Origin of the sequence: Curtobacterium sp. UCD-KPL2560 (assembly GCF_001705035.1) — a bacterium.
In the GTDB taxonomy this organism is placed as follows: domain Bacteria; phylum Actinomycetota; class Actinomycetes; order Actinomycetales; family Microbacteriaceae; genus Curtobacterium.
Genome location: NZ_MCIG01000024.1, coordinates 1 through 25,757, shown reverse-complemented (window position 1 = coordinate 25,757; position 25,757 = coordinate 1). Strand labels below are relative to the sequence as shown.

General features: G+C 73.4%; 23 protein-coding genes. 8 read left to right on the top strand and 15 right to left on the bottom strand.

Annotation, left to right across the window (positions count from 1 at the left end; all coding sequences use genetic code 11):
• Positions 1-33: 33 nt before the first annotated feature.
• Positions 34-714 (bottom strand): PadR family transcriptional regulator, encoded by a 681-nt coding sequence (locus BEP24_RS07865; RefSeq protein WP_253181631.1) that lies wholly within the window; start codon positions 712-714, stop codon positions 34-36.
• Between the two features lie 151 nt (positions 715-865).
• On the opposite strand from BEP24_RS07865, the gene BEP24_RS07860 reads away from it, so the two are divergent.
• Genes BEP24_RS07860 through BEP24_RS07850 form a run of 3 tightly spaced genes read left to right on the top strand, consistent with a single transcriptional unit; the run spans position 866 to position 6,654 of the window.
• Complete coding sequence (locus tag BEP24_RS07860; RefSeq protein ID WP_065962070.1) at positions 866-5,668, top strand: ATP-dependent helicase; 4,803 nt, start codon at positions 866-868, stop codon at positions 5,666-5,668.
• Positions 5,661-5,888, top strand: coding sequence for a hypothetical protein (locus tag BEP24_RS07855; RefSeq protein ID WP_065962068.1), 228 nt, complete (start codon positions 5,661-5,663; stop codon positions 5,886-5,888). The genes BEP24_RS07860 and BEP24_RS07855 overlap by 8 nt, the downstream gene beginning before the upstream one ends.
• Complete coding sequence (locus BEP24_RS07850; protein WP_065962067.1) at positions 5,875-6,654, top strand: DNA-formamidopyrimidine glycosylase family protein; 780 nt, start codon at positions 5,875-5,877, stop codon at positions 6,652-6,654. The genes BEP24_RS07855 and BEP24_RS07850 overlap by 14 nt, the downstream gene beginning before the upstream one ends.
• A gap of 106 nt (positions 6,655-6,760) precedes the next feature.
• Here BEP24_RS07850 and BEP24_RS07845 read toward each other — a convergent pair whose 3' ends face one another.
• Positions 6,761-7,261: a hypothetical protein gene (locus BEP24_RS07845; protein ID WP_065962064.1), complete on the bottom strand. Its 501-nt coding sequence runs from the start codon at positions 7,259-7,261 to the stop codon at positions 6,761-6,763.
• A gap of 194 nt (positions 7,262-7,455) precedes the next feature.
• Positions 7,456-8,493, bottom strand: a complete 1,038-nt coding sequence (locus BEP24_RS07840) for an aldo/keto reductase (RefSeq protein ID WP_065962063.1) — start codon at positions 8,491-8,493, stop codon at positions 7,456-7,458.
• 120 nt (positions 8,494-8,613) lie between these two features.
• Between BEP24_RS07840 and BEP24_RS07835 the strand changes: the two genes are divergently transcribed.
• Positions 8,614-9,159, top strand: coding sequence for a TetR/AcrR family transcriptional regulator (locus tag BEP24_RS07835; protein ID WP_065962062.1), 546 nt, complete (start codon positions 8,614-8,616; stop codon positions 9,157-9,159).
• Between the two features lie 79 nt (positions 9,160-9,238).
• Here BEP24_RS07835 and BEP24_RS07830 read toward each other — a convergent pair whose 3' ends face one another.
• On the bottom strand, positions 9,239-10,204 hold the full coding sequence (locus BEP24_RS07830) for a LysR family transcriptional regulator ArgP (protein ID WP_366556883.1): 966 nt from the start codon (positions 10,202-10,204) through the stop codon (positions 9,239-9,241).
• Positions 10,205-10,226: 22 nt separating this feature from the next.
• Here BEP24_RS07830 and BEP24_RS07825 point away from each other — a divergent pair, with 22 nt between their 5' ends.
• Positions 10,227-11,105: a LysE family transporter gene (locus tag BEP24_RS07825; RefSeq protein ID WP_253181630.1), complete on the top strand. Its 879-nt coding sequence runs from the start codon at positions 10,227-10,229 to the stop codon at positions 11,103-11,105.
• Between the two features lie 190 nt (positions 11,106-11,295).
• Here BEP24_RS07825 and BEP24_RS07820 read toward each other — a convergent pair whose 3' ends face one another.
• The 5 genes from BEP24_RS07820 to BEP24_RS07800 form a co-directional block, all read right to left on the bottom strand.
• On the bottom strand, positions 11,296-12,771 hold the full coding sequence (locus BEP24_RS07820) for an amino acid permease (protein WP_065962057.1): 1,476 nt from the start codon (positions 12,769-12,771) through the stop codon (positions 11,296-11,298).
• Positions 12,772-13,026: 255 nt separating this feature from the next.
• The gene (locus BEP24_RS07815; protein WP_141693392.1) at positions 13,027-13,899 is read right to left on the bottom strand and encodes a hypothetical protein; all 873 of its coding nucleotides are present in this window, start codon (positions 13,897-13,899) and stop codon (positions 13,027-13,029) included.
• Positions 13,900-14,005: 106 nt separating this feature from the next.
• Entirely contained in the window at positions 14,006-14,530 is a 525-nt protein-coding gene (locus BEP24_RS17510; RefSeq protein ID WP_083230203.1) for a hypothetical protein, read from the bottom strand.
• Positions 14,531-14,977: 447 nt separating this feature from the next.
• Positions 14,978-15,490, bottom strand: a complete 513-nt coding sequence (locus tag BEP24_RS07805; RefSeq protein ID WP_065962054.1) for a methylated-DNA--[protein]-cysteine S-methyltransferase — start codon at positions 15,488-15,490, stop codon at positions 14,978-14,980.
• Complete coding sequence (locus tag BEP24_RS07800; protein WP_065962052.1) at positions 15,487-17,088, bottom strand: Ada metal-binding domain-containing protein; 1,602 nt, start codon at positions 17,086-17,088, stop codon at positions 15,487-15,489. The genes BEP24_RS07805 and BEP24_RS07800 overlap by 4 nt, the downstream gene beginning before the upstream one ends.
• 135 nt (positions 17,089-17,223) lie before the next feature.
• Between BEP24_RS07800 and BEP24_RS07795 the strand changes: the two genes are divergently transcribed.
• The gene (locus BEP24_RS07795; RefSeq protein WP_253181629.1) at positions 17,224-17,787 is read left to right on the top strand and encodes a molybdenum cofactor biosysynthesis protein; all 564 of its coding nucleotides are present in this window, start codon (positions 17,224-17,226) and stop codon (positions 17,785-17,787) included.
• 65 nt (positions 17,788-17,852) lie between these two features.
• Here the strand turns inward: BEP24_RS07795 and BEP24_RS07790 are convergent, their stop codons facing one another.
• Entirely contained in the window at positions 17,853-18,398 is a 546-nt protein-coding gene (locus BEP24_RS07790; protein ID WP_065962051.1) for a type 1 glutamine amidotransferase domain-containing protein, read from the bottom strand.
• A 308-nt stretch (positions 18,399-18,706) separates the two neighbouring features.
• On the opposite strand from BEP24_RS07790, the gene BEP24_RS07785 reads away from it, so the two are divergent.
• Positions 18,707-20,428 carry an RNA-binding domain-containing protein gene (locus BEP24_RS07785; RefSeq protein WP_065962049.1) on the top strand — a complete coding sequence of 574 codons (1,722 nt, stop codon included), beginning with the start codon at positions 18,707-18,709 and terminating at the stop codon, positions 20,426-20,428.
• Positions 20,429-20,431: 3 nt separating this feature from the next.
• On the opposite strand, the gene BEP24_RS07780 is transcribed toward BEP24_RS07785, so the two are convergent.
• From BEP24_RS07780 to folE, 4 genes are all read right to left on the bottom strand, one after another.
• Positions 20,432-21,085, bottom strand: coding sequence for an HAD-IA family hydrolase (locus tag BEP24_RS07780; protein ID WP_083230201.1), 654 nt, complete (start codon positions 21,083-21,085; stop codon positions 20,432-20,434).
• Positions 21,086-21,165: 80 nt separating this feature from the next.
• A complete protein-coding gene (locus BEP24_RS07775) occupies positions 21,166-21,918 on the bottom strand; it encodes a pyrimidine reductase family protein (protein WP_065962047.1) in 753 nt (250 codons plus the stop codon).
• Positions 21,915-22,853, bottom strand: a complete 939-nt coding sequence (gene folP / locus BEP24_RS07770; RefSeq protein ID WP_065962044.1) for a dihydropteroate synthase — start codon at positions 22,851-22,853, stop codon at positions 21,915-21,917. The genes BEP24_RS07775 and folP overlap by 4 nt, the downstream gene beginning before the upstream one ends.
• Positions 22,850-23,461: a GTP cyclohydrolase I gene (folE, locus tag BEP24_RS07765; protein ID WP_253181628.1), complete on the bottom strand. Its 612-nt coding sequence runs from the start codon at positions 23,459-23,461 to the stop codon at positions 22,850-22,852. Before folE ends, folP begins: the two co-directional genes overlap by 4 nt.
• Before the next feature lie 150 nt (positions 23,462-23,611).
• Here folE and BEP24_RS07760 point away from each other — a divergent pair, with 150 nt between their 5' ends.
• Positions 23,612-25,084 carry an NCS2 family permease gene (locus BEP24_RS07760; protein WP_065962043.1) on the top strand — a complete coding sequence of 491 codons (1,473 nt, stop codon included), beginning with the start codon at positions 23,612-23,614 and terminating at the stop codon, positions 25,082-25,084.
• A 124-nt stretch (positions 25,085-25,208) separates the two neighbouring features.
• On the opposite strand, the gene BEP24_RS07755 is transcribed toward BEP24_RS07760, so the two are convergent.
• Positions 25,209-25,673 (bottom strand): hypothetical protein, encoded by a 465-nt coding sequence (locus tag BEP24_RS07755; protein WP_065962042.1) that lies wholly within the window; start codon positions 25,671-25,673, stop codon positions 25,209-25,211.
• Between the last annotated feature and the right edge of the window lie 84 nt (positions 25,674-25,757).

Genomic DNA, 25,757 nt, shown 5'->3' with positions numbered 1-25,757 from the left:
GGCCGTCGTCCGGTCGAGTCGCGACGTGCGCCGCTAGTCGGCGAGGATCTGGAGCAGGTCCCGGCGGAGCTGGTCGACCTTGGCGGTCGCCGCCTTCGTCTGCTCGTCGGTCGCGCTCGTCCGGTAGACGTGCAGCACGCCCGTCACCTTCCGGAACGCCTCGACGAACTCGCGCTGCGTGTCGGGCATGCCGGGTGCGGACGCGAACGCCGCGGCGATCTCGTCCGCCTTCGCCTCGGCCTCGGCCCGGCCCGCGTCGGTGAGCTCGAAGAGCGTCTTGCGACCGTCGCCGGTGGAGACGACGAGGTCCTCGTCGACGAGCTGCTGCAGCGTCGGGTAGACCGAGCCGGGGCTCGGCTTCCAGGCGCCGTCGGTGCGCTCGGCGATCGTCTTGATCACGGCGTAGCCGTTCTGCGGCCCCTCGGCGAGGAGGCCGAGGATCGCCAGGCGGACGTCGCCGCGGCGGCGGCGTTCGCGGCCGGGGCCACCGCCGGGCCCGAAGCCGGGGAAGCCGGGACCGAAGCCCGGGAAGCCGCGTCCGCCGGGGCCGAAGCCGCCGCGTCCGCCGTGGTCGTGGTCACCGCGGTCCCGGCCGGGGAAGCCGTGGCCGTGGTGCTGCCGTGCACCGCCGAAGCGGGGGCCGCGGGGGCCGGAACCGCGCTCGTCGCGTCGGCCGTACGTGTGGTTCATCTGGTCGTCGTGCATCGGGTGCATGAGGACTCCTTCGTGGTCGTGGGTTCCGATCGGGACCCCTTCAGTCATTGTCGTATCGCGATGCGTCAACGATAGATCGCTAACTATCGTTGTGTCAAGGAGTTGCTTCCTCGGCCCGCTGTCGGTGGCCGCGGGCAGGATGGGACGGACCATGACGGACGTCCTCGAGCGCTTCTCCCCCGCCACCGCCGAGTGGTTCCGCGGCGCGTTCGCGGCACCGACCGCCGCACAGGCCGGCGCGTGGGACGCCGTCTCCACCGGGCAGCACGCCCTGGTGGTCGCCCCGACCGGCTCCGGCAAGACCCTGGCGTCGTTCCTGTGGTCGATCGACCGGCTCATCAGTGCCACCGACCGGCCCCCGGCCAAGCAGCGCACGCGCGTGCTCTACGTCTCCCCGCTGAAGGCGCTCGGCGTCGACGTCGAGCGGAACCTCCGCAGCCCGCTCGTCGGCATCACGCAGACCGCCCGCCGGCTCGGGACGGAGCCGCCCGAGGTCACGGTCGGCGTCCGCAGCGGCGACACCCCCTCGTCCGACCGGCAGCGCCTGCTCCGGCAGCCGCCGGACATCCTCATCACGACGCCCGAGTCGCTGTACCTCATGCTGACCTCGGCGGCGCGGGAGACCCTGGTGAACGTCGACACCGTCATCGTGGACGAGGTGCACGCGGTCGCGTCGTCGAAGCGCGGGGCGCACCTCGCCGTGTCGCTCGAGCGGCTCGACGACCTGCTCGACAAGCCGGTGCAGCGCATCGGGCTGTCCGCGACGGTGCGTCCGGCGGAGGAGGTCGCCCGGTTCCTCGGCGGCCGTGCGCCGGTCACGATCATCGCCCCGCCCGCGCAGAAGACGTTCGACCTGCGGGTCGTCGTGCCCGTCGACGACATGACCGAGCTCGGCGCTCCCCCGGTCGGGGCCGACGCCACCGAGTCGCCGACCAACGGCTCGATCTGGCCGCACGTCGAGGAACGCGTGGTCGACCTCGTCGAGGAGCACCGGTCGACCATCGTGTTCGCGAACTCGCGGCGCCTGGCCGAACGCCTGACCGCCCGGCTCAACGAGATCCACGAGGAACGGGTCCTCGCGGCGCGGGACGACCGCGAACCGGCGACCGTCGGGGCTGTCGGTACCGCCGGGACCGTGGGCCCGGTGACGCAGTCGCCCGGTCGTGCGTCCGCGCACGCCCCGGTCGCGCAGCCGAAGCGGCCGCCGGCGCAGGTGATCGGACAGTCCGGGCAGACGGACGGCGGCGGCTCCGACCCCGCGGTCCCCGTGCTGGCCCGCGCGCACCACGGTTCGGTGTCCAAGGACCAGCGCGCGATCATCGAGGACGACCTGAAGTCCGGGCGGCTGCGCTGCGTCGTCGCGACGAGCTCGCTCGAGCTCGGCATCGACATGGGCGAGGTCGACCTGGTCGTCCAGGTCGAGGCGCCACCCTCGGTCGCGAGCGGCCTGCAGCGCGTCGGGCGCGCAGGACACCAGGTGGGCGAGATCTCGCGGGGCGTGCTGTTCCCGAAGCACCGCGCCGACCTCGTCAACAGCGCGGTGACCGTCGAGCGGATGGTGTCCGGGCAGATCGAGTCGATCTCGGTGCCCGCGAACCCGCTCGACGTGCTCGCCCAGCACACGGTGGCGGCGGGGGCGATCGACACGGTCGACGTCGAGCACTGGTTCGACCTCGTGCGGCGCAGTGCCCCGTTCAGCTCGCTGCCGCGCTCCGCGTTCGAGGCGACGCTCGACCTCGTCACCGGGCGGTACCCGAGCGACGAGTTCGCCGAGCTGCGCCCCCGCTTGGTGTGGGACCGCGTGCACGGCACCCTGACCGGTCGCCCCGGCGCACAGCGGCTCGCGGTGACCAGCGGCGGGACGATCCCCGACCGTGGCATGTTCGGCGTCTTCATGGTCGGCGAGAAGGCATCGCGCGTCGGTGAGCTCGACGAAGAGATGGTCTACGAGTCCCGCGTCGGCGACGTGTTCGCCCTCGGGGCGACGAGCTGGCGCATCGAGGAGATCACGCACGACCGCGTCATCGTCAGCCCCGCGTTCGGGCAACCGGGTCGCGTGCCGTTCTGGAAGGGCGACGGCATCGGCCGGCCCGCCGAACTCGGCCGCGCCACCGGGGCGTTCGTGCGCGAGGTCGACGGCGCCTCCGACGAGGACGCCCGCGCCAGGGTCGCCGCCGGCGGACTCGACGAGCGCGCCGTGACGAACCTGCTGACCTTCCTGCGCGACCAGCGCGAGGCGACCGGGCACGTGCCGAACGACACGACGCTGCTCGTCGAGCGGTTCCGCGACGAGCTCGGTGACTGGCGGCTCATCCTGCACTCGCCGTACGGCATGCAGGTGCACGCGCCGTGGGCCCTGGCGGTCGGCGCGCGACTCCGCGAGCGGCACGGCATCGACGGCGACGCGATGGCGGCCGACGACGGCATCGTCGTGCGCATCCCCGAGACCGACGCCGAACCCCCTGGTGCCGACCTGTTCGTGTTCGAGCGCGACGACCTCGAGGCACTCGTGACCGACGAGGTGGGCGGCTCGGCGCTGTTCGCCGCCCGGTTCCGCGAGTGCGCGGCGCGGGCGCTCCTGCTCCCGCGCCGGAACCCGGGGCAGCGGTCCCCGCTCTGGCAGCAACGGCAGCGGGCGTCGCAGCTGCTCGACGTCGCCCGGAAGTACCCGTCGTTCCCGATCGTGCTCGAGACCGTGCGCGAGGTGCTGCAGGACGTGTACGACGTGCCGGCGCTGCTCGGCATCTCCGACCAGATCGCCGAACGGAGCATCCGGCTGGTCGAGCGCGAGACCGAGCAGCCGTCGCCGTTCGCCCGGTCGATCCTGTTCGGCTACGTCGCGGCCTTCATGTACGAGGGTGACTCCCCGCTGGCCGAACGCCGAGCGGCGGCGCTGTCACTCGACTCGACGCTGCTCGGCGAGCTGCTCGGTCGGGCGGAGCTCCGCGAGCTCCTCGACCCGACCGTCATCGACACGGTCGAGCGCGACCTGCAGCGGCTGTCGCCCGACCGCCGCGCGCGGGACGCCGAGGGCGTCGTCGACGTGCTCCGCCTGGTCGGGTCGCTCGACGTCGCCGAGGTGACGGCGCGCAGCTGGCTCGCCGACGAGGCCGACCAGCAGGCCGCGGTCGCGACGGTGCAGACGACCCTCGAGGCCCTGGAGCGCGACCGCCGCGTGCTCTCGTTCAGCCAGGCCGGCACGACGCGGTGGTCGGTCATCGAGGACGCGTCACGCCTCCGGGACGCCATCGGGGTCCCGCTGCCGATCGGCGTCCCCACCGCGTTCGTCGAACCCGTGGCCGACCCGCTCGGCGACCTCGTCGGCCGGTACGCCCGGTCGCACGGGCCGTTCTCGCTGCCCGACGCCGCCGCCCGACTCGGGCTCGGGGTCGCCGTCGTGCAGGACACCCTGCGCCGCCTGGTCGCCGACCGACGCGTCGTCGAGGGTGAGTTCCGTCCCGACCGCCAGGGCGCCGAGTGGTGCGACGCCGAGGTCCTCCGACGCATCCGCACGAAGTCGCTCGCGGCACTCCGGCACGAGGTCGAACCGGTCTCCCCGGACACCCTGGCGCGGTTCCTGCCGGCGTGGCAGCACGTGCACACGCCGGGCACCCGTGGCGGGCTGCGCGGGGTCGACGGCGTGCTCCAGGTCATCGACCAGCTCGCCGGGGTCGCCCTGCCGGCCAGCGCGTGGGAGACGCTCGTGCTGCCGTCCCGCGTCACCGACTACTCGACGAGCATGCTCGACGAGCTCACGGCCACGGGCGAGGTGCTGTGGTCCGGCGGCGGCACCCTGCCCGGCAACGACGGCTGGATCCGCCTGCACCTCGCCGACACCGCCGGGACGACCCTCGCCGAACCGGCCGGCGACGAGACGACCGAGCTCCAGCGCGACGTGCTCGGTGCGCTCGCGGGCGGTGGCGCGTACTTCTTCCGGCAGCTCGGCCAGGCCGTCGGCAGCACCGACGACCAGGCCCTGACCACGGCCCTCTGGGACCTCGTCTGGGCCGGCCAGATCACGAACGACACCTTCGCACCGCTCCGGGCGATGCTCGGCGGTCGTGCGAAGAGCACGAGTGCCCCGCGGACCCGCGCCTACCGGGGTCGCCGCCGCCCGACGCTGCCGTCGCAGTCCGGGCCGCCCTCGGTCGGCGGTCGCTGGTCGTTGCTCCCGCTCGCCGAGTCCGACGCCACCGTGCGCGCCGCGGCGACGGCCGAGCAGCTGCTCGAGCGCTACGGCGTCGTGACCCGGGGAGCCGTGCAGGTCGAGGGCGTGCGCGGCGGGTTCGCGGGCGTCTACCGGGTGCTGAGCCGCTTCGAGGAGTCCGGTCGTGCACGGCGCGGGTACTTCGTCGAGGGACTCGGCGCCGCACAGTTCGCGACGGGACCGACGGTCGACCGGATGCGGACGTACGCCCGCGACCTCGACGACGAGGCCCGCCCGGACCGCGACCACGACCGCAGCGCGCTCACCCTCGCCGCGACCGACCCCGCGAACCCGTACGGTGCGGCGTTGCCGTGGCCCTCCGACGACGCCCCGGCGCCGCAGGACGACGCCGACCAGGTCGTCGCCGGTGGTGGGGCGGCTGGCACCTCGCCGAGCACGTCGTCCTCCGGCACGGCTGCGCGCGCGGTGACCGGCTCCTCCGCCGGCGGGACCACCGGCGGGCGCGGACACCGGCCGGGGCGCAAGGCGGGCGCGCTCGTCACGACCGTCGACGGGCGGCTCGCCGTCTACGTCGAGCGCGGCGGGAAGTCGGTGCTGACCTTCACGGACGACCCGGCCGACCTCGCCGCGGCCGCCGCGTCGATCGCCGCCGTGGTGCGCTCCGGGCTGAAGAAGCTCGCGGTCGAGCGGGTGGACGGGGACTTCGTGCTCGAGACCCCCCTCGGGTCGGCGCTGCGCGAGGCGGGGTTCACGGCGACCCCGCAGGGACTGCGGCTCCGTGTCTGAGGCGACGCACGCCGCGCGGGAGCGCCGCGCACACGCGATCGACGCGATCGACGCGATCGACGCGATCCGCGCCCTGCGGACGCGCGCTGCGCACGCGACCGGCGGGACCGACCCGACCCGCGCCTCCCGGCCGCGCCGCGCGCACGCGACCCGCGGGACCGACCCGACCACCCGCCGTCCCACACCGACCACTCCGGGGGTGCTCCGTGCCCGAGGGTGACACCGTCTTCCGCGCGGCCCGACGCCTACACACCGCGCTCGCGGGCAAGGTGCTGACGCGCTCCGACCTCCGTGTGCCGGCGTACGCGACGCTCGACCTCGTCGGCCGCACCGTCGACGAGGTGGTCCCCCGCGGCAAGCACCTGCTCCACCGGATCGGCGACCTGACCGTGCACTCGCACCTCAAGATGGAGGGTCGGTGGGACGTCTACGCGCCCGGCGAACGCTGGCGCCGGCCGGCGCACCAGGCGCGCGCGGTCCTCGACGCGGAGGACGTCTCGACCGTCGGCTTCACGCTCGGCGTCCTCGAGGTCGTGCCGCGCGACCAGGAGTCCGAGGTCGTCGGGCACCTCGGGCCGGACCTGCTCGGTCCGGACTGGGACGCCGACGTCGCGCTCGCGAACCTCACGGCCGACCCCGCGCGGCCCGTCGGCCTGGCGTTGCTCGACCAGCGGGTGCTCGCCGGGCTCGGCAACGTCTACCGCAACGAGCTCTGCTTCCTGCGCGGGGTGCTGCCCACGCGACCGGTCGGCCAGGTTCCGGACCCGGCACGGGTCATCGCGTTGGCGAGCCGGCTCATCCTGGCGAACCGGGACCGGAACGCCCGCGTGACGACCGGCGTCGACCGGCCCGGACGACGGTTCTGGGTGTACGGCCGGGCGGGCAAGCCGTGCCTGCGGTGCGGGACGCCGATCCGGCACGGCGAGCTCGGCGACTCCGAGCTGACGCTGCGGGACACCTACTGGTGCCCGCGCTGCCAGACCTGAGGATCGCGTCCCGGGACGGCGCGGGCACGGCCGGGAGGCGCGGCACCGGCCCGGCGAACGGGTCGCGTCGGCAGGTCGGTCGCCTCGTCGCGGGCGGACGGTCGGATCAGCGGTCGGCGGCCTCGACGACGCAGCTCTCGACGCGCTTCGCCGCGTCGGAGTCCTCGCTGAAGGAGTCGGGCGCCGGGGAGGCCGAGCGGCTCTCGTCGGCGGTCGCGTCCTTCGCCGCGGAGTTCACCGCGTAGAGCTCCCCGTCGAACCCGTCCTTCGTCGGGTCCTCGGTGGTCGCCCAGACCGTGACCTCGTCGTCGTTCGCGTCCTTGCTGTCGGACGGGACGATGGATGCGCCGAGGTACCAGCCGCCGTCGGCCTTCGTCACGTTCGCGAACTCGGTGGTGTCGTGCGGGCCGACCGCCGTGCCGATCGCGTCGACCGCGGCGCTGGAGGCGACCCCGCAGTCCGACGCCGACTGCGACTTCTCCTCGGAGCCCGGGACCTTGCCGACCGGGTCGATGTTCTGCGCGCCGCCGGGGTCGCACGCCGTGAGCAGCAGCGCGATGGTGGCGGCACCGAGCAGCGCCGTGGTGGTCTTCGCTCGCAGGTTCATGGGCCGGACGGTAGGCGCACGGGGGTGTGCGGTGCCGCAGACCGTCCGGGAAGCGAACGCCGCCCGGGCCACCGCAGCCGGGGGAGGCAGCGTCGGCAGGTGCGCGCGGCGGAGTGTCGCCGCTCGCACCCGCCGATGCCGCCGTCCCCGACGCAGGTGGCGCGCTGGGTGCGCGTCGGCACGGGCACCGGGCGTCAGACGGCGGCGGGACGCTCCCCGAGGGGTCGGCGGCGCAGTTCCGGCCGGAGGAGCGCCGGCGGCTCGTACTGCTGGTCGAGCCGACGGACGTCGGTGCCGGGCGGGACGATCGCGTCGATGCGGTCGAGCACCTCGTCGGACAGGACCACGTCGGCCGCGGCGAGCAGGTCGTCGAGCTGTTCCGACGACCGCGGTCCGATGAGGGCGCTGGTCACCCCCGGGTGGGCGATCGCGAACGCCAGGGCGAGGTGGGTCATCGGGATGCCGGTGTCCTCGGAGAGTGCGACGACCTGCTCGACCGCGTCGATCCGCCGCTCGTCCTGGTCGTGGCGGAACATGCCGACGCGAGCGAGGTCGGTCTCCTGTCCACGACGGAACCGGCCCGTGAGCATCCCACCCGCGAGCGGGCTCCAGACGAGCGTGCCCATGCCGTACCGCTGGGCGACCGGCAGGACCTCGCGCTCGATGCCGCGGTTGAGGATCGAGTAGGTGGGCTGTTCGGTGCGGAAGCGCTCGAGGCCGCGACGTTCCGAGGTCCACTGCGCCTCGACCTGCATCGACGCCGGGAAGTCCGAGCTGCCGATCATCCGGACCTTGCCGCTCCGCACGAGGTCGGTGAGGGCGGACAGCGTCTCCTCGAGGTCGACCGTGTCGTCGGGCCGGTGCGCCTGGTACAGGTCGATGTGGTCGGTCTGCAGGCGGCGGAGCGAGTCCTCGACCGCGCGGGTGATCCAGCGACGGGAGTTGCCACGACGGTTCGGGTCGTCGCCCATCGGGCCGTTGAACTTGGTGGCGAGGACCACGTCGTCGCGTCTGCCGGCGAGCGCCTTGCCGAGGAGGACCTCGGATCCGCCCTGGGAGTAGCGGTCGGCGGTGTCGATGAGGTTGATGCCGGCGTCGAGTGCACGGTGGACGATGCGGATCGAGTCCCGTTCGTCGCCGTTGCCGATCCGGCCGTCGGTGCCGAGCATCATGGCCCCGAGGGCGAGCGGGCTCACCTGGACACCGGTCCTGCCGAGGGTGCGGTACTGCACGGGATGCCTCCTGTCCGTGGCGTCCCGAGCTCCGGTGCCCTATCGTGGCCCGAAGTGGAACGCTCTTCCGGAAGCATACGGAACGGCTTTCCGTTTACGCAACCCCCGATCGGAGGACCCGTGCGCGCCGACGCCCGCCGCAATCTCGACGCCCTCGTCGACGCCGCTCGCGAGGTCTTCGCCGAACACGGTGTCGACGCCCCGGCGAAGGTGATCGCGGACCGGGCCGGGGTCGGGGTGGGCACGCTCTACCGGCACTTCCCGTTGCGGTCCGACCTGGTCGTCGCGGTCTTCCGGCAGGCCGTCGAGGACTGCGCGGACGCCGCCGGGACGCTCAGCGCGGAGCACGCACCGGACGAGGCGCTCGCGCTGTGGCTCCGTCGGTTCACGGGGTTCGTCGCGACGAAGCGGGGGCTCGCCGCCGCGCTGCAGTCGGGCGACCCGGCGTTCGAGGGGCTGCACCGCTACTTCATCGATCGCCTCGGCGGCGCGCTGACCGGGCTCCTCGACGCCGCGTCGGCCGCCGGGTCCATCCGCAACGACCTCGACGCCACCCAGCTCCTCCGTGCGGTCGCAGACCTGTGCCACGGAGCGCCCACGACCGAACAGAGCCAGCACCTCGTCGGGCTGCTCGTCGACGGGCTGCGCTGGCGGGCGACCGCCTGACGGCTCGCGCCGGTCCGGCGCCGACCCGGCCGGGGAACAGGACCCGCGCCGCAGTCGAGCGTGGCGGTGGGCCGACCGCTCAGGCGGGCTTGTGCAGGCGCTCGCGGGCCGTCGAGCGCACGGCGTCCGTCACGCGCTCGAGCAGCGGCGACGCCAGGTTCCACCGCTGCCACCACAGGGCGACGTCGGCGCGGCGTCCGGGGGTCAGCTCCACGAGCGAGCCGTCCCGCAGGCCCGCGGTGCACTGGGCCTCGGGCAGCAGCCCCCAGCCGAAGCCGAGCACGACCGCACGCGCGAAGTCCGCCGAGGTCGGGACGAAGTGCCGCGGACCCTGCGGCGCGTGGCCGAGCACCCGTCGCAGGTACCCCTGCTGCAGGTCGTCGTCGCGGTCGTAGTCGACGAGCGGCACCCGGTCGAGCCGTGCCGTCATGCGGCGTTCGGTGTCCGCACCCCCGAGGTAGCGGGCGACGAACGCCGGGGAGGCCACCGCCCGGTACCGGTCGACGCCGAGCGGGACCGAGGAACAGCCCTGCACCGGGTCCGCCTCGGCCGTGACCGCCGCCATGACGGTGCCGGCACGGAGGAGCTCCGCCGTCCGGTCCTGGTCGGCGCGGTGCAGGTCGAACACGACCTCGGTGTCGGCCCGGACCAGGGCGAGCGCGTCGAGGAACCACGTCGCGAGGGTGTCCGCGTTCACGGCGAGCGGGATCGACGGGACCCCCTCGGTGTCGGTGCCACCACCGCCGAGCGCCCGCTCCGTCTCGTCGTCGAGGAGTCGGGCCTGCCGTGCGTGCCGGAGGACGACCTCGCCGTCGGCGGTCGGTGCGACCGGCGTGGTCCGCTGGAGCAGGACCCGGCCGAGCTGCTGCTCCATCGCCTTGATGCGCTGCGACACCGCGGACGGCGTGATCGACAGGGCACGCGCCGCGGCGTCGAGCGTGCCGTGGTCGACGGCGGCGAGCAGGGTCTCGAGGTGGTCGCGGTGCAGCCGGAGCATGCAGCGCAGCTTACGGTGCTGCAGGAGCGTGAGCTGGACTGCATTCATTCGCGCTCGTAGCGTCGAGGGCGTGGACATCCTCCTGCCCCTGCTCGCCGGCCTCGGCACCGGTCTCGCCCTCATCGTGGCGATCGGCGTGCAGAACGCGTACCTGCTCCGGCTCGCGGTGAGCACGCCGCTCCGGGTCGTGGTCGCGGCGGTGGCGGTGTGTGCACTCTCGGACGCCGTGCTCATCGTCGCGGGGGTCCTGGGCGTCGGGGTCGTGGTGGAGCGGTTCCCGGTCGCGCTCGTCGTGGTGCGGTTCCTCGGGGCGGCGTTCCTGCTCACGTACGGCGTGCTCGCGGCGCGGCGGGCGCTCCGGCCCTCGGGCGACGCGATGCGGGTCGACCCCGTCGCGGACGACGGGACGCCTGATCTCCCGACCACGGACGACGCGGAGCGGGCTGACCTGGCCGCGCCCGACGCGATGCGGGCCGACCGGGCCGCGCACGACGCGGCGCGGGGCGAGCCGGCCGCGGTGCGGGCCGAGCCGGCCGCGGGCCAGACCGCGGTGGCGCGCGCAGGGGTGGCGGCGACCACCACCGGGACCGCACCGTCGGGGCGGACGCAGGTCGCGCCTCCCGGCCGGACCGTGGCGACCACGCGCACGGCCGTGCCGACGATGCGGACCGCCGTCCTGACCATGCTCGTGTTCACGTGGGCGAACCCGCACGTGTACCTGGACACGCTCGTGTTCCTCGGCTCCGTCGCGAACCAGCAGGGCGTCGACGACCGCTGGTGGTGGACCGTCGGGGCGGTCGCCGCGAGCTGCGTGTGGTTCGGCGCCCTCGGGTTCGGCGGGCGACTGCTCCGGCCGCTGTTCGCGCGTCCGCTGACGTGGCGCGTGTTCGACGGCCTCGTCGCCGTGGTGATGCTGTCGTTCGGCGCGCTCCTGGCCGTCGGCGCGTAGCCCCAGCGGCCTGCCGAGGGCGGCGCGATGCTGTGGCGCGACGTGCTGCCGCACAACAGAAAGCACCTCGCACCACGGCGATCCGTGGTGCGAGGTGCTCCCCGTTGTGCGCGAGCGCGGCAGGCCGGGCGAACGCGGCCGCCCCGGCGAGCGCGGCAGGCCGGGCGAACGCGGCCGCCCCGGCCGCCCCCTACTGCAGGCCCTTGCCCACCCGGCTGTTCCGGCGGCTGTACCCGAAGTAGATCGCGAAGCCGATGACCAGCCACACGATGAAGCGCAGCCACGTCTCGACCTCGAGGTTGAGCATGAGCCAGAAGCACAGCACCGCCGAGAGGATCGGCAGCACCGGCACCCACGGCACCCGGAAGGCGCGGGGTGCGTCCGGCCGGGTCTTGCGCAGCACGACGATGCCGATCGACACGAGCACGAAGGCCGACAGCGTGCCGATGTTGATCATGCCCTCGAGGCGCTCGACCGCGGTGAACCCGGCGATGAACGCGACGATCACACCGGCGACGACCTGCACGCGCACGGGCGTCTGCGTCTTCGGGTTCGTCTTCGAGAACCAGCGCGGGAGCAGACCGTCACGGCTCATCGAGAACACGATGCGCGAGAGCCCGAGGAGCAGCACCATGACCACCGTGGTCAGGCCGATGAGCGAGCCGATCGCGATGATGCCCGCGGCCCACGGCAGCCCGACGATGTCGAAGGCCGAGGCGAGCGAGGGGGCGTCCTCCTGCGCGAGCCGCTGGTACGAGACCATGCCGGTGATGACGATGCTCACGCCGATGTAGAGCAGCGTGACGATGCCGAGGCCGATGAAGATGCCGCGCGGCAGGGTCTTCTGCGGGTTCTCGGTCTCCTCGGCGCTCGTCGCGACGACGTCGAACCCGATGAACGCGAAGAAGACGAGCGACGCCGCGGCGAGCAGCCCGAACACGCCGTACTGCGCGGGTGCGGCACCGGTCACGAAGGACACGAGCGACTGCGTGAGGACGCCGCCCTCGGCACCCTTCGTCGGCTCGGCCGGCGGGACGAACGGGGCGAAGTTCGCCGCCTTGACGAAGAACGCGCCGGCGATGATCACGAAGACGACGATCGCGACCTTGATGACCGTGATCACCGCGGACACCCGCGACGACAGCCGCGTGCCGAACGCGAGCAGGAACGTGAACACGCCGACGATCAGGACCGGGCCCCAGGTGAAGCCGATCGGACCGAGCTGGATGGTGTCCGGGACGTCGATGCCGAACACGCCGAACGCGGTGCTCAGGTAGATGCCCCAGTACTTCGCGATCACGGCGCTGGCGGTGAGCGTCTCGAGGATGAGGTCCCAGCCGACGATCCACGCGAGCAGCTCGCCCATCGTGGCGTACGTGAAGGTGTACGCGGAGCCGGCGACCGGGATCGTCGACGCGAACTCGGCGTAGCACATGATCGCGAGACCGCAGGTGACGGCGGCGAGCAGGAACGAGATGATGACGCTCGGCCCGGCGAAGTTCGCGGCGGCGTTCGCGCCGACCGAGAAGATGCCGGCACCGACGGCGACCGCGATGCCCATCGCGGCGATGTCGAACGTCTTGAGGGACCGCTTGAGCGAGCGACCCTTCTCCTCGGAGTCGGCGAGGGAGGCCTCGATCGACTTGATGCGGAGCGGTGATGCCATGGGGGTTCCCGTCATCGGCTGGCGGTGGACCCCGTGAGGGTACTGGTGTACCAGGCCGTCACGCAAACGGTGATGTACCGGGGCGGACAGCGGACGGGAGGCGCGGTGCGGCTCGGCGGGCGGGCTGCGGTCCGCCGTCGGGGCGGTCCACCGCCGCGGGCTGCGGTCCGCCCGCGGGGCTGCGGTCCGCGCCCGGGGCCGCGACCGTGGCCTGTCGGCTGTCGGCTGTCGGCTACGGGCTGCGGGCCGTGCGGTTCAGGCGCCGCGGCGCCACTCGGCGAGGAAGCGGGCGCCGGCCTCGTCGTGGATGACCCCGTCGGGCGCGGTGAGCACCGGGTACGGCGTCTCCGGGACCCCGTCGGCGGGACGGACGTCGACGTGCGCGACGTCGTGGCCGTTCGCGTGCAGCCAGTCCGCCATCGCGTAGTCGCTGCGGGAGTCGCCCATCGTCCGCCAGGTCACGGGGAGCTCGCCGTCCTCGGCCAGCAGCTCGAGGGAGCGCTCGGCGCCCATGTCCTTGCCGGAACGGTCGGACTCCACGTCGGTCGAGATGATCGTCGGGTCCACGCGCCACTGCACGGCACCGGTCGCGTCGGGCCGCACGTCGTCGAGCCGTCGGACACCGAGGCCCCGGCGCTCGAGGGCGGCCATCGCCTTCGCGTCGAACTCGGCCTGGCGGGCGAGGTACGTCGCGTTCGGCACCTCGACGCGCTGCTCGATCGACACCATCGCGCGCTTCGTCTCGTCGAAGAACACCAGGTCGGCGTACTCGTCGCGGACCAGCTCGCGCATCTCGTCGGCGAAGTCCCGCGGGAGGGCGAGGTCCTCGGCGACGGTCAGCTCGCCCGTGCCGCCCTCGTACTGCGGGCCGATCGAGCACCAGACGGCGCCCTTCTCGCACACGGCGTGGACTCGGCCGCCGGCGGCGAGGCCCCCGGCGAGCAGCGGTGCGACGACCTCCTGCCGGATGAAGGCGTCGCTCCGACCGGTGTTGAAGACGATCGGGACGCCCTCGGCGGCGAGCGCGACGAGGTCCGCGACGATCGACTCGATCGCGATGGTCCGGGTCACGGGGCTGGCGAGGGGGCCGTCGACGTCGAGCAGCAGGCCGAGGCGGGGAGCAGTCACGGTCCCATCCTCTCGCAGTCGAGAGGCGATCGGGCGCGGGCAGCGGCCGACGGCAGACGGCAGACGGCAGACGGCAGACGGCCGAGTACGACCGACGCCCACAGGCTCAGCCGGCTGCGCCCACCCCGGCGAACCGGTCGACCAGGTCGGCGAGCACCGCCGGGTCCGGCACGTGGCCCTGCCCGTGGACGACGAGGTGCCGCGACCCGGGCACGGCCTCGGCGAGCGCGGCGGCCGCGGCGCGCATCCAGTCGGGGCTCGCGTCACCCGCCGCGACGAGGACCGGGACCCCGATCGAGGAGGCCACCCGCTCGGGGACGGCCAGGCCGCCGAGCACCCGGACGTCCCGGGCGAGCACGTGCGCGTCGGTCAGGAGCGCCCGCCACAGACCGGACCGCAGCCGCAGCGCGGTGACGTGCCCCATCGGCAGGCCGAGCACCTGGCCGAGGAACGCGCGGACCGCCTGCGCCCGTCGGCCCGCGGCGACGTGCTCGTCCAGGGCGTCGGCGAACAGGACGTCGTCGGCGTGCGGGTCGACGGTCGCGCGGTACGGCGGTTCCCAGAGCACGGCACGTCGGATCGGGACACCGGCGGCGAGGGCACGGACGAGGAGTCCGGCACCGACGCACATCCCCAGCGCGTCGACCGGCCCCTCGACCGAGGCGACGACCGCCGCGACGTCCTCGACCTCGCGCTCGATCGACCACGGCAGGGTGTCGCCGCTCGCGCCGCGCCCGCGGCGGTCGACCGTGACGACCCGGTAGCGGTGGCGGAGGGTGTCGACGAGTGCGTCGAGGGCCGGGGTCCCGTGGTGGTCCCACGCCCCGCCGAGGACGAGCAGTGTCGGTCCGGCACCGGACTCCGAGACGGCGAGGACCGTCCCGTCCCGGGAGACGACCGTGCGGTCGAGGTGCCGGTCGACGTGCAGGGTGTCCTCGTGGTCGTTCGGTGGTGCTGCTGCGGGGGTCTTCGGGACGACCGTGCGGGTGCCCCCGAAGCATGACAGGCCCCCGCTGTGCCGTCACCACCCGCGTCCAGGGGGAGACCGACCGCACCGTCCGCACCCGCACCGCCCCGGTCAGACCAGCGCCGCGACCCCCACGGACTCCCGCTCGAGCAGCGACCGCTTGACGTCGAGCCCCCACGCGAACCCGCCGAGGCTGCCGTCCGACCGCAGCACCCGGTGGCACGGCACGAACAGCGCGGGGGCGTTCCGCGCGCAGACGCTGGCCGCGGCGCGTACCGCATCGGGTCGGCCCATCGCCGCCGCGAGCTCGGTGTAGGTCAGGACGGTGCCGGCCGGGATCGCCCGGAGCTGCCGCCACCCCTCGGTGAACAGCTCGGTGCCGGCCTGCCGCACCGGCACCTGCATCGCGTGCTCGACCTCGCCCGCGTAGAACGCGTCGACCGCCTCGGCAGCGGCGACCCGGCCGTCGGTGATGCGCTCGGGACGGTGCCGTTCGGCGAGCCGACCGACGATGCGCGCGGCGTCGTCGGTCCACCCGGAGGCGAGGACGCGCCCGTCGGCGTCCTCGAGCACGGTGAAGGGGCCGTCGGGGGTGTCCAGCGTCTGGATGGTCGCGTCGTTCATCGGGGGTCCTCCTGCGGGGTCGTCGTCGTGGTCGTGGTGGTCGCACCGGTCGGCACCGCGACCGTCGCCGCGGCCCGCTCGGCGGCGGCACCCGCGCGGTCGACGATCGGTCGCCAGCAGTGCATCGTCAGGTAGCTCCGCCACGGCGCCACCTGCTCCGACCGTAGGGACAGCTCGCGCGTCGCACCGGGCAGCCCGAGTTCCTGTGCACCGTTCCGCACCGCGAGGTCGCTGTGGAGGAAGACGTCCGGGTGGTGGCGGACCCGCAGCGCGACGTAGTCGGCGGTCCACGGCCCGATGCCCTTCACCGCGAGGAGCCCGGACCGCAGCTCGTCGAGGGACTGCCCGGCGTCGACCACGAGCGACCCCTCGGCGAGCGCCGCAGCCACCCGCAGGATCGTCTCCACGCGGGCCGTGGGGCCGCGCAGGACCTCGCGACCGCGGGCGGCGATCGTCGCGGCGTCCGGGAACAGCAGCCCGCCGGGCAGGATCTCCTCGGCGACCGGGGCGCCGAGGGCCGCGACGAGCCGGGTCTGCGCCGTCCGGGCGGCCGCGACCGACACCTGCTGGCCGATCAGGGTGCGGAAGAGCACCTCGTGCGCGTCGACGTGCCCGGGCAGTCGGATCCCGGGCACCCGGTCGACGGCTGCGGCCAGCTCCGGGAGGGTGGCGAGCACCGCGTCGACGGCCAGCGGGTCGGCGTCGAGGTCGAACAGCGACCGCACCCGCGCCACGAGCGTCGGCAGGTCGGACAGGGTGGTGAGCCGCACACGGAGGGCGACCCCGGTGCGCCCCGCGCGCGACCCGGCCCCGTCGGGGACCGCAGCGGAGGCGGTGAAGCGGGCCGGGCCTCCCTGCAGTGCCACCAGCCGTCCGTAGGCGGTGACCCGCCCCGCGGCGTCGCGGTCCACCTGCTCCAGCCCGGGCAGGGCGTGCAGCGCGTGCCAGTCGAGCAGGCCCTGCACGTCGAACGGCGCACGTGCGGGCAGGTGCACGTGCAGCCAGCCGTCCGTCGCGGGCTGCAGGACCCGTCCGGCCCGCAGGGCGGTCGGCGTGACGGCGAAGACCTCGCGCACGGTGTCGTTGAACTGCCGCACGCTCGCGAACCCGGCCGCGAAGGCGACGTCGGCGACCGGGAGGTCGGACGAGGTGAGGAGCGTCCGCGCGGTCTGCGCCCGGTGCGCCCGGCTGAGCGCCTTCGGTCCGGCGCCGAGCTCCGCGGTCATGATCCGACCGAGCTGCCGTTCGGAGTAGCCGACGCGTGCCGCGAGACCCGGGACGCCCTCCCGTTCGACGACGCCGTCGAGGACCAGGCGCATGGCCCGGCCGGCGACGTCCTCGCGCAGGTCCCACTCCGGGCTGCCGGGGGTCGCCTCGGGGAGGCAGCGCTTGCAGGCGCGGAAGCCGGCGAGGTGCGCGGCGGCGCTCGTGCGGTAGAACGTGACGCCGGTCTCGCGCGGAGTGCGGGCGGGGCAGCTCGGCCGGCAGTAGATGCCGGTCGAGTGCACGGCCGTGACGAACTGACCGTCGAAGCGGGCGTCGCGCGCGGCGACGGCACGGTACCGCTCGGCGTGCGTGGCGTCCGTCGTGGTGCTCATGCGGTCAGCCTGACACGGGCCACCGACGTCCTCTGGCGGGAATCGGACACGGCAGCGAGGGTGGGCGCGGGCCGTCGGCGCGCATCCTGGGGCGGTCGCCGGGGGACGGACGGGAGGCGCGGCTAGCGTGGGCGAGTGACGAACGTGGACGACGCGGCCGGCCCCGGCGACCTGCCGTGCACGACCGACGTCGAGGTCGCACAGCTGCTCGTGTCGCCCCGGCACCGGTACGCGGGGCGCCCGGCGGACGGTGCGCTGCCCGCCGACGGACCGGAGCTGGTGGACCGGGTGGTGCTGCGCGCGGGCCTCGGCATCGTGGGCGACCGGTACTTCGCCGCGCGGGCGCACGTGCACGCGTCGGTCACGGTCGTCGGGCTCGAGGGCCTCGAGGAGGTCGCCCGCGCGGTCGGCGCCCCGGTCGACCCGGCGGCGACCCGGCGGAACGTGTTCCTCCGCGGCGCCGACGTCGAGGCACTCCGTGGGGAGCCGTTCTCGCTGCAGAGCCCCGGCGAGGACCCGGTGCTGTTCCGCGGGTACCGTGCGGCGAACCCGTGCGCGTGGATGGACCACGAGGTGGCTCCGGGAGCGTTCCGGGCGATGCGCGGACACGGGGGCGTCCGCTGCGACCCGGGGTCGGACGGCGTGCTGCTGCTCGGCCCGGCGGTGCTGCGGACGGCGCGGCCGGTCGCGCTCGGGTGAGCACGACCGGCCGCGACGGGCAGCGACGCGGGGTCAGGCGGTGCGGGCCTGGTCGCGGCGCCGGGTCAGGCGGTGAGGGCCTGCTCGATCGCGTCGACGAACGCCGGCAGGTCGTCGGGGTTGCGCGAGGTGATGAGGCCGCCGTCGACCTGCACCTCACGGTCCACCCACTCGGCGCCGGCGTTCCGCACGTCGGTCTGCAGCGACGGGAACGAGGTGATCGTCTTCCCCGAGACGACGCCGGCCTCGATGAGGGTCCACGGGCCGTGGCAGATCGCGGCGACGGGCTTGCCCGCCTCGGCGAACGCCTTGACGAGCGCGACCGCGTCGGCGTCCTGTCGGATGGTGTCGGCATTGATCGTGCCGCCGGGGACGACCAGCGCGTCGTAGTCGCCCGCGCCGCTGACACTCCCGATGGTGGTGTCGACGGAGACCGACTTCCCCGGGTCCTTGTCGCCGACGAGGGTCTCGATCGAGCCGGACTCCTGCGCCGCGACGGTCACGTCCGCGCCGCGCTCGCGCAGCTGGTCGGTGGGGACGACGATCTCGTCCTGCTCCACGCCGTAGTTCGTCGCGATGACGAGGATCTTCTTGCCGTCGAGGGATGCCATGGTCGCTCCTTCCGCGGCCGAGCTCCCGGCCGCACACGCCTGCCGGGGGTTCCGACAGCTACCGCGCGCCGGGCTCGCCCCGGCCACGCTCGCGGCCGTGGTCCCGGCCGCGGGCTCCACGGTCGTCGGCGCGCCCTGGACGCGTTCGCAGTCCGGAGCCGACGCTCAGCCGCGGACGCGGAAACCGGCCCCCTCGGGCGTGACGGTGAGCCCGTCGTACCCCGTGATGCACTGTCGCCTGTTCCAGTTTGAGGCTAGTTTGGGGCTGCTCAGAAAATCTCAATCGACCCAAAGGATGCTCAAACTCCATGGTCCACGTCGAATCGCTGCTCGCTCAGATCCACGACGCGCAGGCCACGGCGAACGAGCTCGAGAACGAGACCCTCGACTTCAAACGCGAACAGAAGTCCAAGCAGGACACCGCGCACGACATGGCGGATGCTGCGGCATGCTTCGCGAACGCGACCGGAGGGACGATCGTCCTGGGAGTCGCAGACGACGTCAAGGGGCCCGCCGCGTTCATCGGAACCGACCTCGACCCCACGTACCTCCGTCGACGGATCTACGACGTGACGCGCCCGTCCCTCGACGTGTCGGTGCAGCCGCTGACCCATCACGGCGTGACGTTGCTGGTGATCGAGGTTCGAGAGGGACTCGAGGTCTACTCCTCCCGACAGAAGATGCCGACGAAGCGCGTCGGGGACCGCTGCGAGCCGATGAGCACTGCCGACGTGAGCCGCCTCGACGACGAGAGACGTGGTGGGGACTGGAGCGCCGCTTCCTCCTTGCGACCGCTCGCGGACATCGACGGAGATGCTCTGTCCCTGCTCCGGTCGTACGTCCGTCGTTCCTCCAGCACAGCACTGAGCACACTGGCCGGATCTGGGACCGAGGACCTGCTCGCCGCTCTCGGTCTCGTCCACAGCCCCGGCATCCTCAACCGAGCTGGCGCGATCCTCCTGAGTGCCCCCCGAGACGGTCGCGAGGTCCTGTCGTACCAGCACCGCATCTCTGCAGGAGGCGAAACAGACCTCGGCCGCCGTTGGAACGGCCCGTTGCTGACTGCTTACGCTGAGCTCGTCGCCCTGCTCGAGGCCAGGATCGGTACGACCCCGGTGAACCTCCGGTCCGGCCAACAGGTCCAGATCGAGGACTACCCGTTGACTGCGGTTCGCGAGGCGCTGACCAACGCCGTCATGCACGGGGATCACCGCGACCATCAGCCCATCCAAGTGGAGCACTCGCCCGAAGCCCTGACGATCATGTCGCCCGGAACGCTCGTTCCGGGGATCTCACCCGAGAACATCCTCACCCATCCGCCGAAGTCCCGGTTCCCTGCCCTCGCGGATGCTCTCCGCTCGCTGGGGCTCGCAGAGCGGTGGGGCCAGGGCGTCGATCGCATGTTCCGCGAGATGATCAGGAACGGGAGGTCGGCCCCCACGGTCGGCGTCCGGACGGGCGAGCGGCCTGAGACGATCGTCCAGCTCGCGGGAGGCCCGCCGAACACTCGGATCACGAAGTTCGTCTCTGAGCTGCCCGACCGCGACCAGAACGACACCGACGTCCTTCTTCTCGTCTCGTACCTGACGACCAACAAGACCATCACTGCCGCCAAGCTGGCGACGGTGGTCCAGCGACCCGAAGAAGCCGCTCAGAACCTGTTGACGAGGATCGCCAACGACGAGGAAGGGTTCCTCGAGCCAACGGCTGGCACCAAGAACGCTCGGAAGCCGACCTATCGCTTCCGAGGTTCTTCGATAGCAGCCCTCGGCCCGGCGATCACGTACCAGGCGCGCTCCGACACCGACCGTGCCCGGAAGGTCACGGACCATGTCCGCGAGTACGGAACGGTCAACAACGCCACGGTTCAGCGACTCTTCGACGTGGATGTGTACGCGGCTCGCGATGTGCTGCGCGACCTCGTCGACCAACGGATCCTCGTCCGGGTGAGCGAGCAGAAACGAGGCCCTTCGGTGAAGTACGGCCCGGGCGAATCCTTCCCGGAGAAGGCGTCTCGACGAGCACGATGAGGCTCAGTCGCGGACGCGGAAACCGGCCCCCTCGGGCGTGACGGTGAGCCCGTCGTACCCCGTGATGCGCGGCAGTCCCTCGGTGACCGGGGCGGTGAGGGTGCCGACGACGACGGTCGTGGCCCCGGAGGCCAGCGCGGCCTCGACACCGGCGGGGGCGTCCTCGAACGCCAGGCACTGCTCGGCGGACACCCCGAGCAGGGCGGCCCCGCGGAGGTACCCCTCGGGGTGCGGCTTGCTGCGCTCGGCGTCCTCGGACGGCACGAGGGCCTCCGGCACCGGAACCCCGGCGGCGACCATGCGCTTCACGGCGAGCTCCCGCGGGGCACTCGTCACGAGGGCCACGGGCACGCCGGCGTCGAGCAGGCGCTGCACGAACCCTGCGGCCCCGGGGACCTCGACGATGCCCTCGGTGTAGTCGATCTCCGCGGCGATCATCGTGTCGACGATCGCCCGCTGCTGGGCCGGCGGCAGGTCGGGCAGGAAGCGCTGGACGGTGTCGATCGTCTGGCGGCCGTGGGAGAACCCGAGGATCTCGACCGGGTCGAGGCCGTGCCGCTCGCCGAACCGGGTCCAGGCCGCCTCGACCACGGTGGTCGAGTCGACGAGCGTCCCGTCCATGTCGAACAGGACCCCGGACACCACGACGTCGATCACACGACCGACCCTAGCCGGGTCGACACCGCGGTCGGCAGAGTCGCCGCGCCCGGCGGTCAGGCCAGCGGGCGAGCAGCCGACTAGCGCGCCCGCACCCACCGCGTCAGCAGCACCCCGCCGTCGCCGAGCAGCACGTGCGCCGGACGCATCCGCCGCAGCTCGGGTGACGAGCCGGTCGCGATCCGCGGTCCCGCGCCGCCCTCGAGCGACGGGTCGATCGTCAGCGTCAGCTCGTCCACCGCGTCCGCCGCGACGAGCGCCCCGAGGAACGACGGCCCGCCCTCGCAGTGGACCCGGTCGAGCCCCCGCTCCGCGAGGGCGGCACGCAGCGCACCCACGTCGACGGCCGTGTCGCCGCACTCCACGACGTCCGCCACGTCGGCCAGCGCACGCCCGGAGGACGACGCGGCGCCGATCCCGGACGTCAGCACGAGCGGCCGCACGGGCGCCTCGGTGAACACCCGCGAGGACGCGTCCACCGACCCCGAGTTCGTCACGATCGCGAACACCGGGTGGTCGGGCATCCCGTGGGCCCGGCGCCACGCGACGTCGGCGTCGTGCAGCACCATCGGGCCGTACTCCTCGTCGCGCACGGTCCCGGCGGCGACGAGCACCACGTCGGCCACCCGGCGGAGCAGGTCGAACACGCGCAGGTCGTCGTCGCCGCCGAGCGCGGCCGTGCGGCCCGAGGCGGACGCCGATCCGTCGAGCGTGGCCACGAAGTTCACCCGCAGCCAGGGCCCGTCCGGCACGTCGGCGGTGTAGCGGGCGAGCAGCTCGTCGTCCGACAGGTCGGCGATCGACGCCGGCAGGGCGGGGGGCAGGTCGCTCACGTGTTGTGCCTCGCTTCCACGGGTTCGCGCCAGCCGAGGACCGCCTCGACCATGCGCATGGCGTCGACGCTCTCGACGACGTCGTGCATCCGGACGATCCGCGCACCGAGCATCGCGCTCACGGTCGCGGCGGCCAGGGACCCGGACAACCGCTCGCCGCGGGGACGCCCGAGCGACTCCCCCACGAAGTCCTTGTTCGACACCGCCGCGAGCACCGGGTAGCCGAGCGCGACGACCTCGGGCAGACGTCGGGTCAGCTCGAGCGTGTGCACCGTGTTCTTGTTGAGGTCGTGCCCCGGGTCGACGATGATCCGCGACTCGGGGATGCCCGCGGCGAGCGCCCGGTCGACCCGCTCGCGCAGGAAGTCGACGACCTCGCGGCCGATGTCGGCGTAGCGCGGCGGCTCCGGCAGCTGCTGCCGCGGTGGGGCGGTCGAGTGCGTGATGACGATCGTCGCGTCGGAGTCCGCGACGACGGCCGCCATCCGGGGGTCGGACAGGCCGGTCGTGTCGTTGACGACGCTGGCGCCCGCTGCGATCGTCGCGGCGGCGACCTCGGGGCGGAAGGTGTCGACCGAGATCACGACGTCGGACTGCTGTGCGAGCTGGGACACGACGGGCAGCACGCGGTCGATCTCGTCCTCGGCGGAGAGCTCGGGGCCGGGGGCGAACTTCACGCCGCCGATGTCGACCCAGTCCGCGCCCTGCTCGGCGGCGCGCACGGCGGCCTCGACGGCCCGGTCGAGCGCGAAGGTCGCACCCTTGTCGTGGAACGAGTCCGGGGTGCGGTTCACGATGGCCATCACGGCGACGCGGTGGTCGAAGTCGAAGGTGCGCCGGCCGATGGTCCGGACCGGGCCGCGCAGGTCGGGCACCACCCAGCCGGGTGCGGTGGACCCGGGACGGAGGCCCGTGGTCGGCTGCTCGTGCGTCATGCGTCCGCCTCGTGGTCGGTCCCGGCGCCGGCTCCGGCACCGATCAGTGCGATCGCCTCGGCACGTCCCGCGGCGTCGGCCAGGCTGCCGGTCGCCGCGACGGTCACGGTCGACGAGCCCGACTGCCGTTCGCCACGCGCCGTGACGCACTGGTGCCGGGCGTCGAGCACGACGAGCACCCCCTCGGCGTCGAGGCCCTCGGCGACGGCGGCCGCGACCTGCTCGCCGAGGCGCTCCTGCAGCTGCGGACGCGAGGCGACGGTGTCGAGCACCCGGGACAGCGTCCCGAGGCCGATGAGCTGCTCACCCGGCGCGTACGCCAGGTGCGCGACCCCGATGAAGGGCAGCAGGTGGTGCTCGCACATCGAGCGGAACCGCACCTCCCGGACGACCACGAGCCGACCGCGCTCGCCGTCCTCGGAGTGCACGGCGCCGGAGCGGGCGATCGCGGTGGCGTCCACCCCGATGCCGGCGAAGAACTCGGCGTAGGAGTCGGCGACGCGGGCCGGCGTCCGCTCGAGCTCGGGGCGGTCGGGGTCGTCACCGACGGCGAGGAGGAGCTCACGCACGGCGGCTTCGATGCGCGCGCGGTCCAGACGTTCGTTCACCCGTTCATCCAACACCGTGCCTGGCCGCAGAACGCGACCCGGCACCCGAGGTGCCGTACCCCGTCGAGGCGAGCCGCGCCTCCCAGCCGGTCGTGGTGACCACCGACCAGCGCGACGCGCCGCGCTCCCAGGGTTCTGTAAACTCTCCCGGTGAGCGCCCAGCAGACCGACACCCCGCCCCGGAACCGCTTCGCATCCGGCCTCGACCGCTACTTCTCGATCACGCAGCGCGGGTCGAGCATCCCCCGCGAGGTCCGTGGTGGCCTCGTCTCCTTCGTGACGATGGCGTACATCGTCATCCTCAACCCGCTCATCCTCGGTGGGTTCAGCCAGGACCAGGCGCCGCAGGACGTCCTCGGCGGCTGGCTGCAGAACGCGCAGGTCGCCGCTGCCACCGGCCTCGTCGCCGGTGTCATGACGATCGCCATGGGCCTCGTCGCGAACCTGCCGTTCGGCATCGCCGCGGGGCTCGGGATCAACTCGTTCCTCGCCGTGAGCGTCGTTCACCAGGTGACGTGGGCCGAGGCGATGGGCCTCGTCGTCATCAACGGCGTCGTGATCGTCATCCTGGCGTTGACCGGCATCCGGACGATGATCTTCACGGCCGTGCCCGCGCAGCTCAAGGCCGCGATCACCGTCGGCATCGGCCTGTTCATCGCGTTCATCGGACTCGTCGACTCCGGCTTCGTGCGCACCACGAAGAACGCGTCGCCGCCGCTCCAGCTCGGTGAGGACGGCTCCGTCGCCGCGCTGCCGACCATCGTGTTCCTGATCGGCCTGGTCGTCATCGGCACGCTCATGGCCCGCAAGGTCAAGGGGGCGCTGCTCATCGGCATCGTCGGCACCACGATCGTCGCGATCATCCTGCAGGCGATCTTCCAGGTGCCGACCTCGGTGAGCTCGCCGACCGGCTGGAACCTCAACGCCCCAGGCCTGCCGAACGCGCTGTTCGCCCTGCCCGACCTGTCGCTCGTCGGCCACGCGGACGTCTTCGGCGCCTTCACCCGCATCGGCCCGGTCGCCGCGTCGATGCTCGTCTTCACGCTCGTCTTCACGAACTTCTTCGACGCCATGGGCACGATGACCGGCCTGGCGAAGGCCGCCGGCGTCGCGCACCCGGACGGCACCTTCCCCCGCCTGAAGTCGGCGCTCGTCGTCGAGGGCGTCGGCGCGGTCGCCGGTGGTGGTGCCTCGGTGTCCTCGAACACGGTGTTCATCGACTCCGCATCGGGCATCGGCGAGGGCGCCCGCACCGGCATGGCCTCGGTCGTCACGGGCCTGCTGTTCCTGGCGTCGATGTTCCTCACGCCGCTGACCCAGGTCGTCCCGCTCGAGGTCGCGGCCGCCGGGCTCGTCGTCGTCGGCGCGCTCATGGTGGCGCAGGTCAAGGACATCGAGTGGACGGACTTCGGTGCTGCGCTGCCGGCGTTCCTGACGATCGTCGTGATGCCGCTGACGTACTCGATCGCGAACGGCATCGGTGCCGGCTTCATCAGCTGGGTGCTCATCAAGCTGCTGTCCGGCCGCGGCCGCGAGGTCTCGTGGCTGCTGTACGTGGTCGCCGCGGGCTTCCTGCTGTACTTCGCGCGGGGGCCGCTCGAGGCGCTGCTCGGGGTGGGCTGAGGCTCGGACCCCGCCGGCTACCGGACGGGCGGTCCCCCGCAGCGCTGTGTCGCTGCGGGGGACCGCCCGTTCTGCGTCCGGTGGGACGGTGCGGTTCCCGCCGGGGCGGTCTGGAGGCGCGGGTTCAGTCGCGCAGGTCGGCCGGCTTGGCCTCGTGGCGGCGTCGGCCGTCGGTGCGCCGGTCCTCCTTCATGCTCGCCTCGTACAGGTGGCGCTTCCCGCCGACGAGCTCGTCGCGAGCGGTCTTCTCGAGCTCCTTGGCGAGGGCGTAGTAGTTGTCGTCGTAGTCCTCGACGATCTGGAACGTCCAGCGCCCGTCGATCACGTTCCGCCCCACCAGCTCGGTGTCGATCCGCTCGGCCAGCTCGGTGTGCCCGGCCTTCCGGAGCTGCTCGACGGCGTCGCCCAGGTTGAGGTCCGCCGTCCCGGTCAGGCGGTGGAACCCGTAGAGCAGGCCGCGGGCGTGCTCGAGCACCTCGACGGCTGCCGACAGCGTGCCGAGGGCCTCGACGGTCGCCTCGGACACCCCCTCCGGCACCACGTGTGCGTCGTCGGGACCCTGGCCGTCGTCGTGTCGCTCGTCAGTCATGCACCACGTCTACCGGAGGGGCGCTCGTGGTGCTCCGAGGGAGTCGGTGCGGCGGGCGGGCGGCGCCGCGGGCGACCCGCGGCG

Bases quoted from the DNA above. Each gene is read 5' to 3' on its own strand.
- BEP24_RS07865 (WP_253181631.1), bottom strand. From the start codon at position 714: ATGCACCCGATGCACGACGACCAGATGAACCACACGTACGGCCGACGC.
- BEP24_RS07860 (WP_065962070.1), top strand. From the start codon at position 866: ATGACGGACGTCCTCGAGCGCTTCTCCCCCGCCACCGCCGAGTGGTTC.
- BEP24_RS07845 (WP_065962064.1), bottom strand. From the start codon at position 7,261: ATGAACCTGCGAGCGAAGACCACCACGGCGCTGCTCGGTGCCGCCACC.
- BEP24_RS07830 (WP_366556883.1), bottom strand. From the start codon at position 10,204: ATGAATGCAGTCCAGCTCACGCTCCTGCAGCACCGTAAGCTGCGCTGC.
- BEP24_RS07820 (WP_065962057.1), bottom strand. From the start codon at position 12,771: ATGGCATCACCGCTCCGCATCAAGTCGATCGAGGCCTCCCTCGCCGAC.
- BEP24_RS17510 (WP_083230203.1), bottom strand. From the start codon at position 14,530: ATGTGCGTCGGTGCCGGACTCCTCGTCCGTGCCCTCGCCGCCGGTGTC.
- BEP24_RS07805 (WP_065962054.1), bottom strand. From the start codon at position 15,490: ATGAACGACGCGACCATCCAGACGCTGGACACCCCCGACGGCCCCTTC.
- BEP24_RS07800 (WP_065962052.1), bottom strand. From the start codon at position 17,088: ATGAGCACCACGACGGACGCCACGCACGCCGAGCGGTACCGTGCCGTC.
- BEP24_RS07790 (WP_065962051.1), bottom strand. From the start codon at position 18,398: ATGGCATCCCTCGACGGCAAGAAGATCCTCGTCATCGCGACGAACTAC.
- BEP24_RS07785 (WP_065962049.1), top strand. From the start codon at position 18,707: ATGGTCCACGTCGAATCGCTGCTCGCTCAGATCCACGACGCGCAGGCC.
- folP (WP_065962044.1), bottom strand. From the start codon at position 22,853: ATGACGCACGAGCAGCCGACCACGGGCCTCCGTCCCGGGTCCACCGCA.
- BEP24_RS07755 (WP_065962042.1), bottom strand. From the start codon at position 25,673: ATGACTGACGAGCGACACGACGACGGCCAGGGTCCCGACGACGCACAC.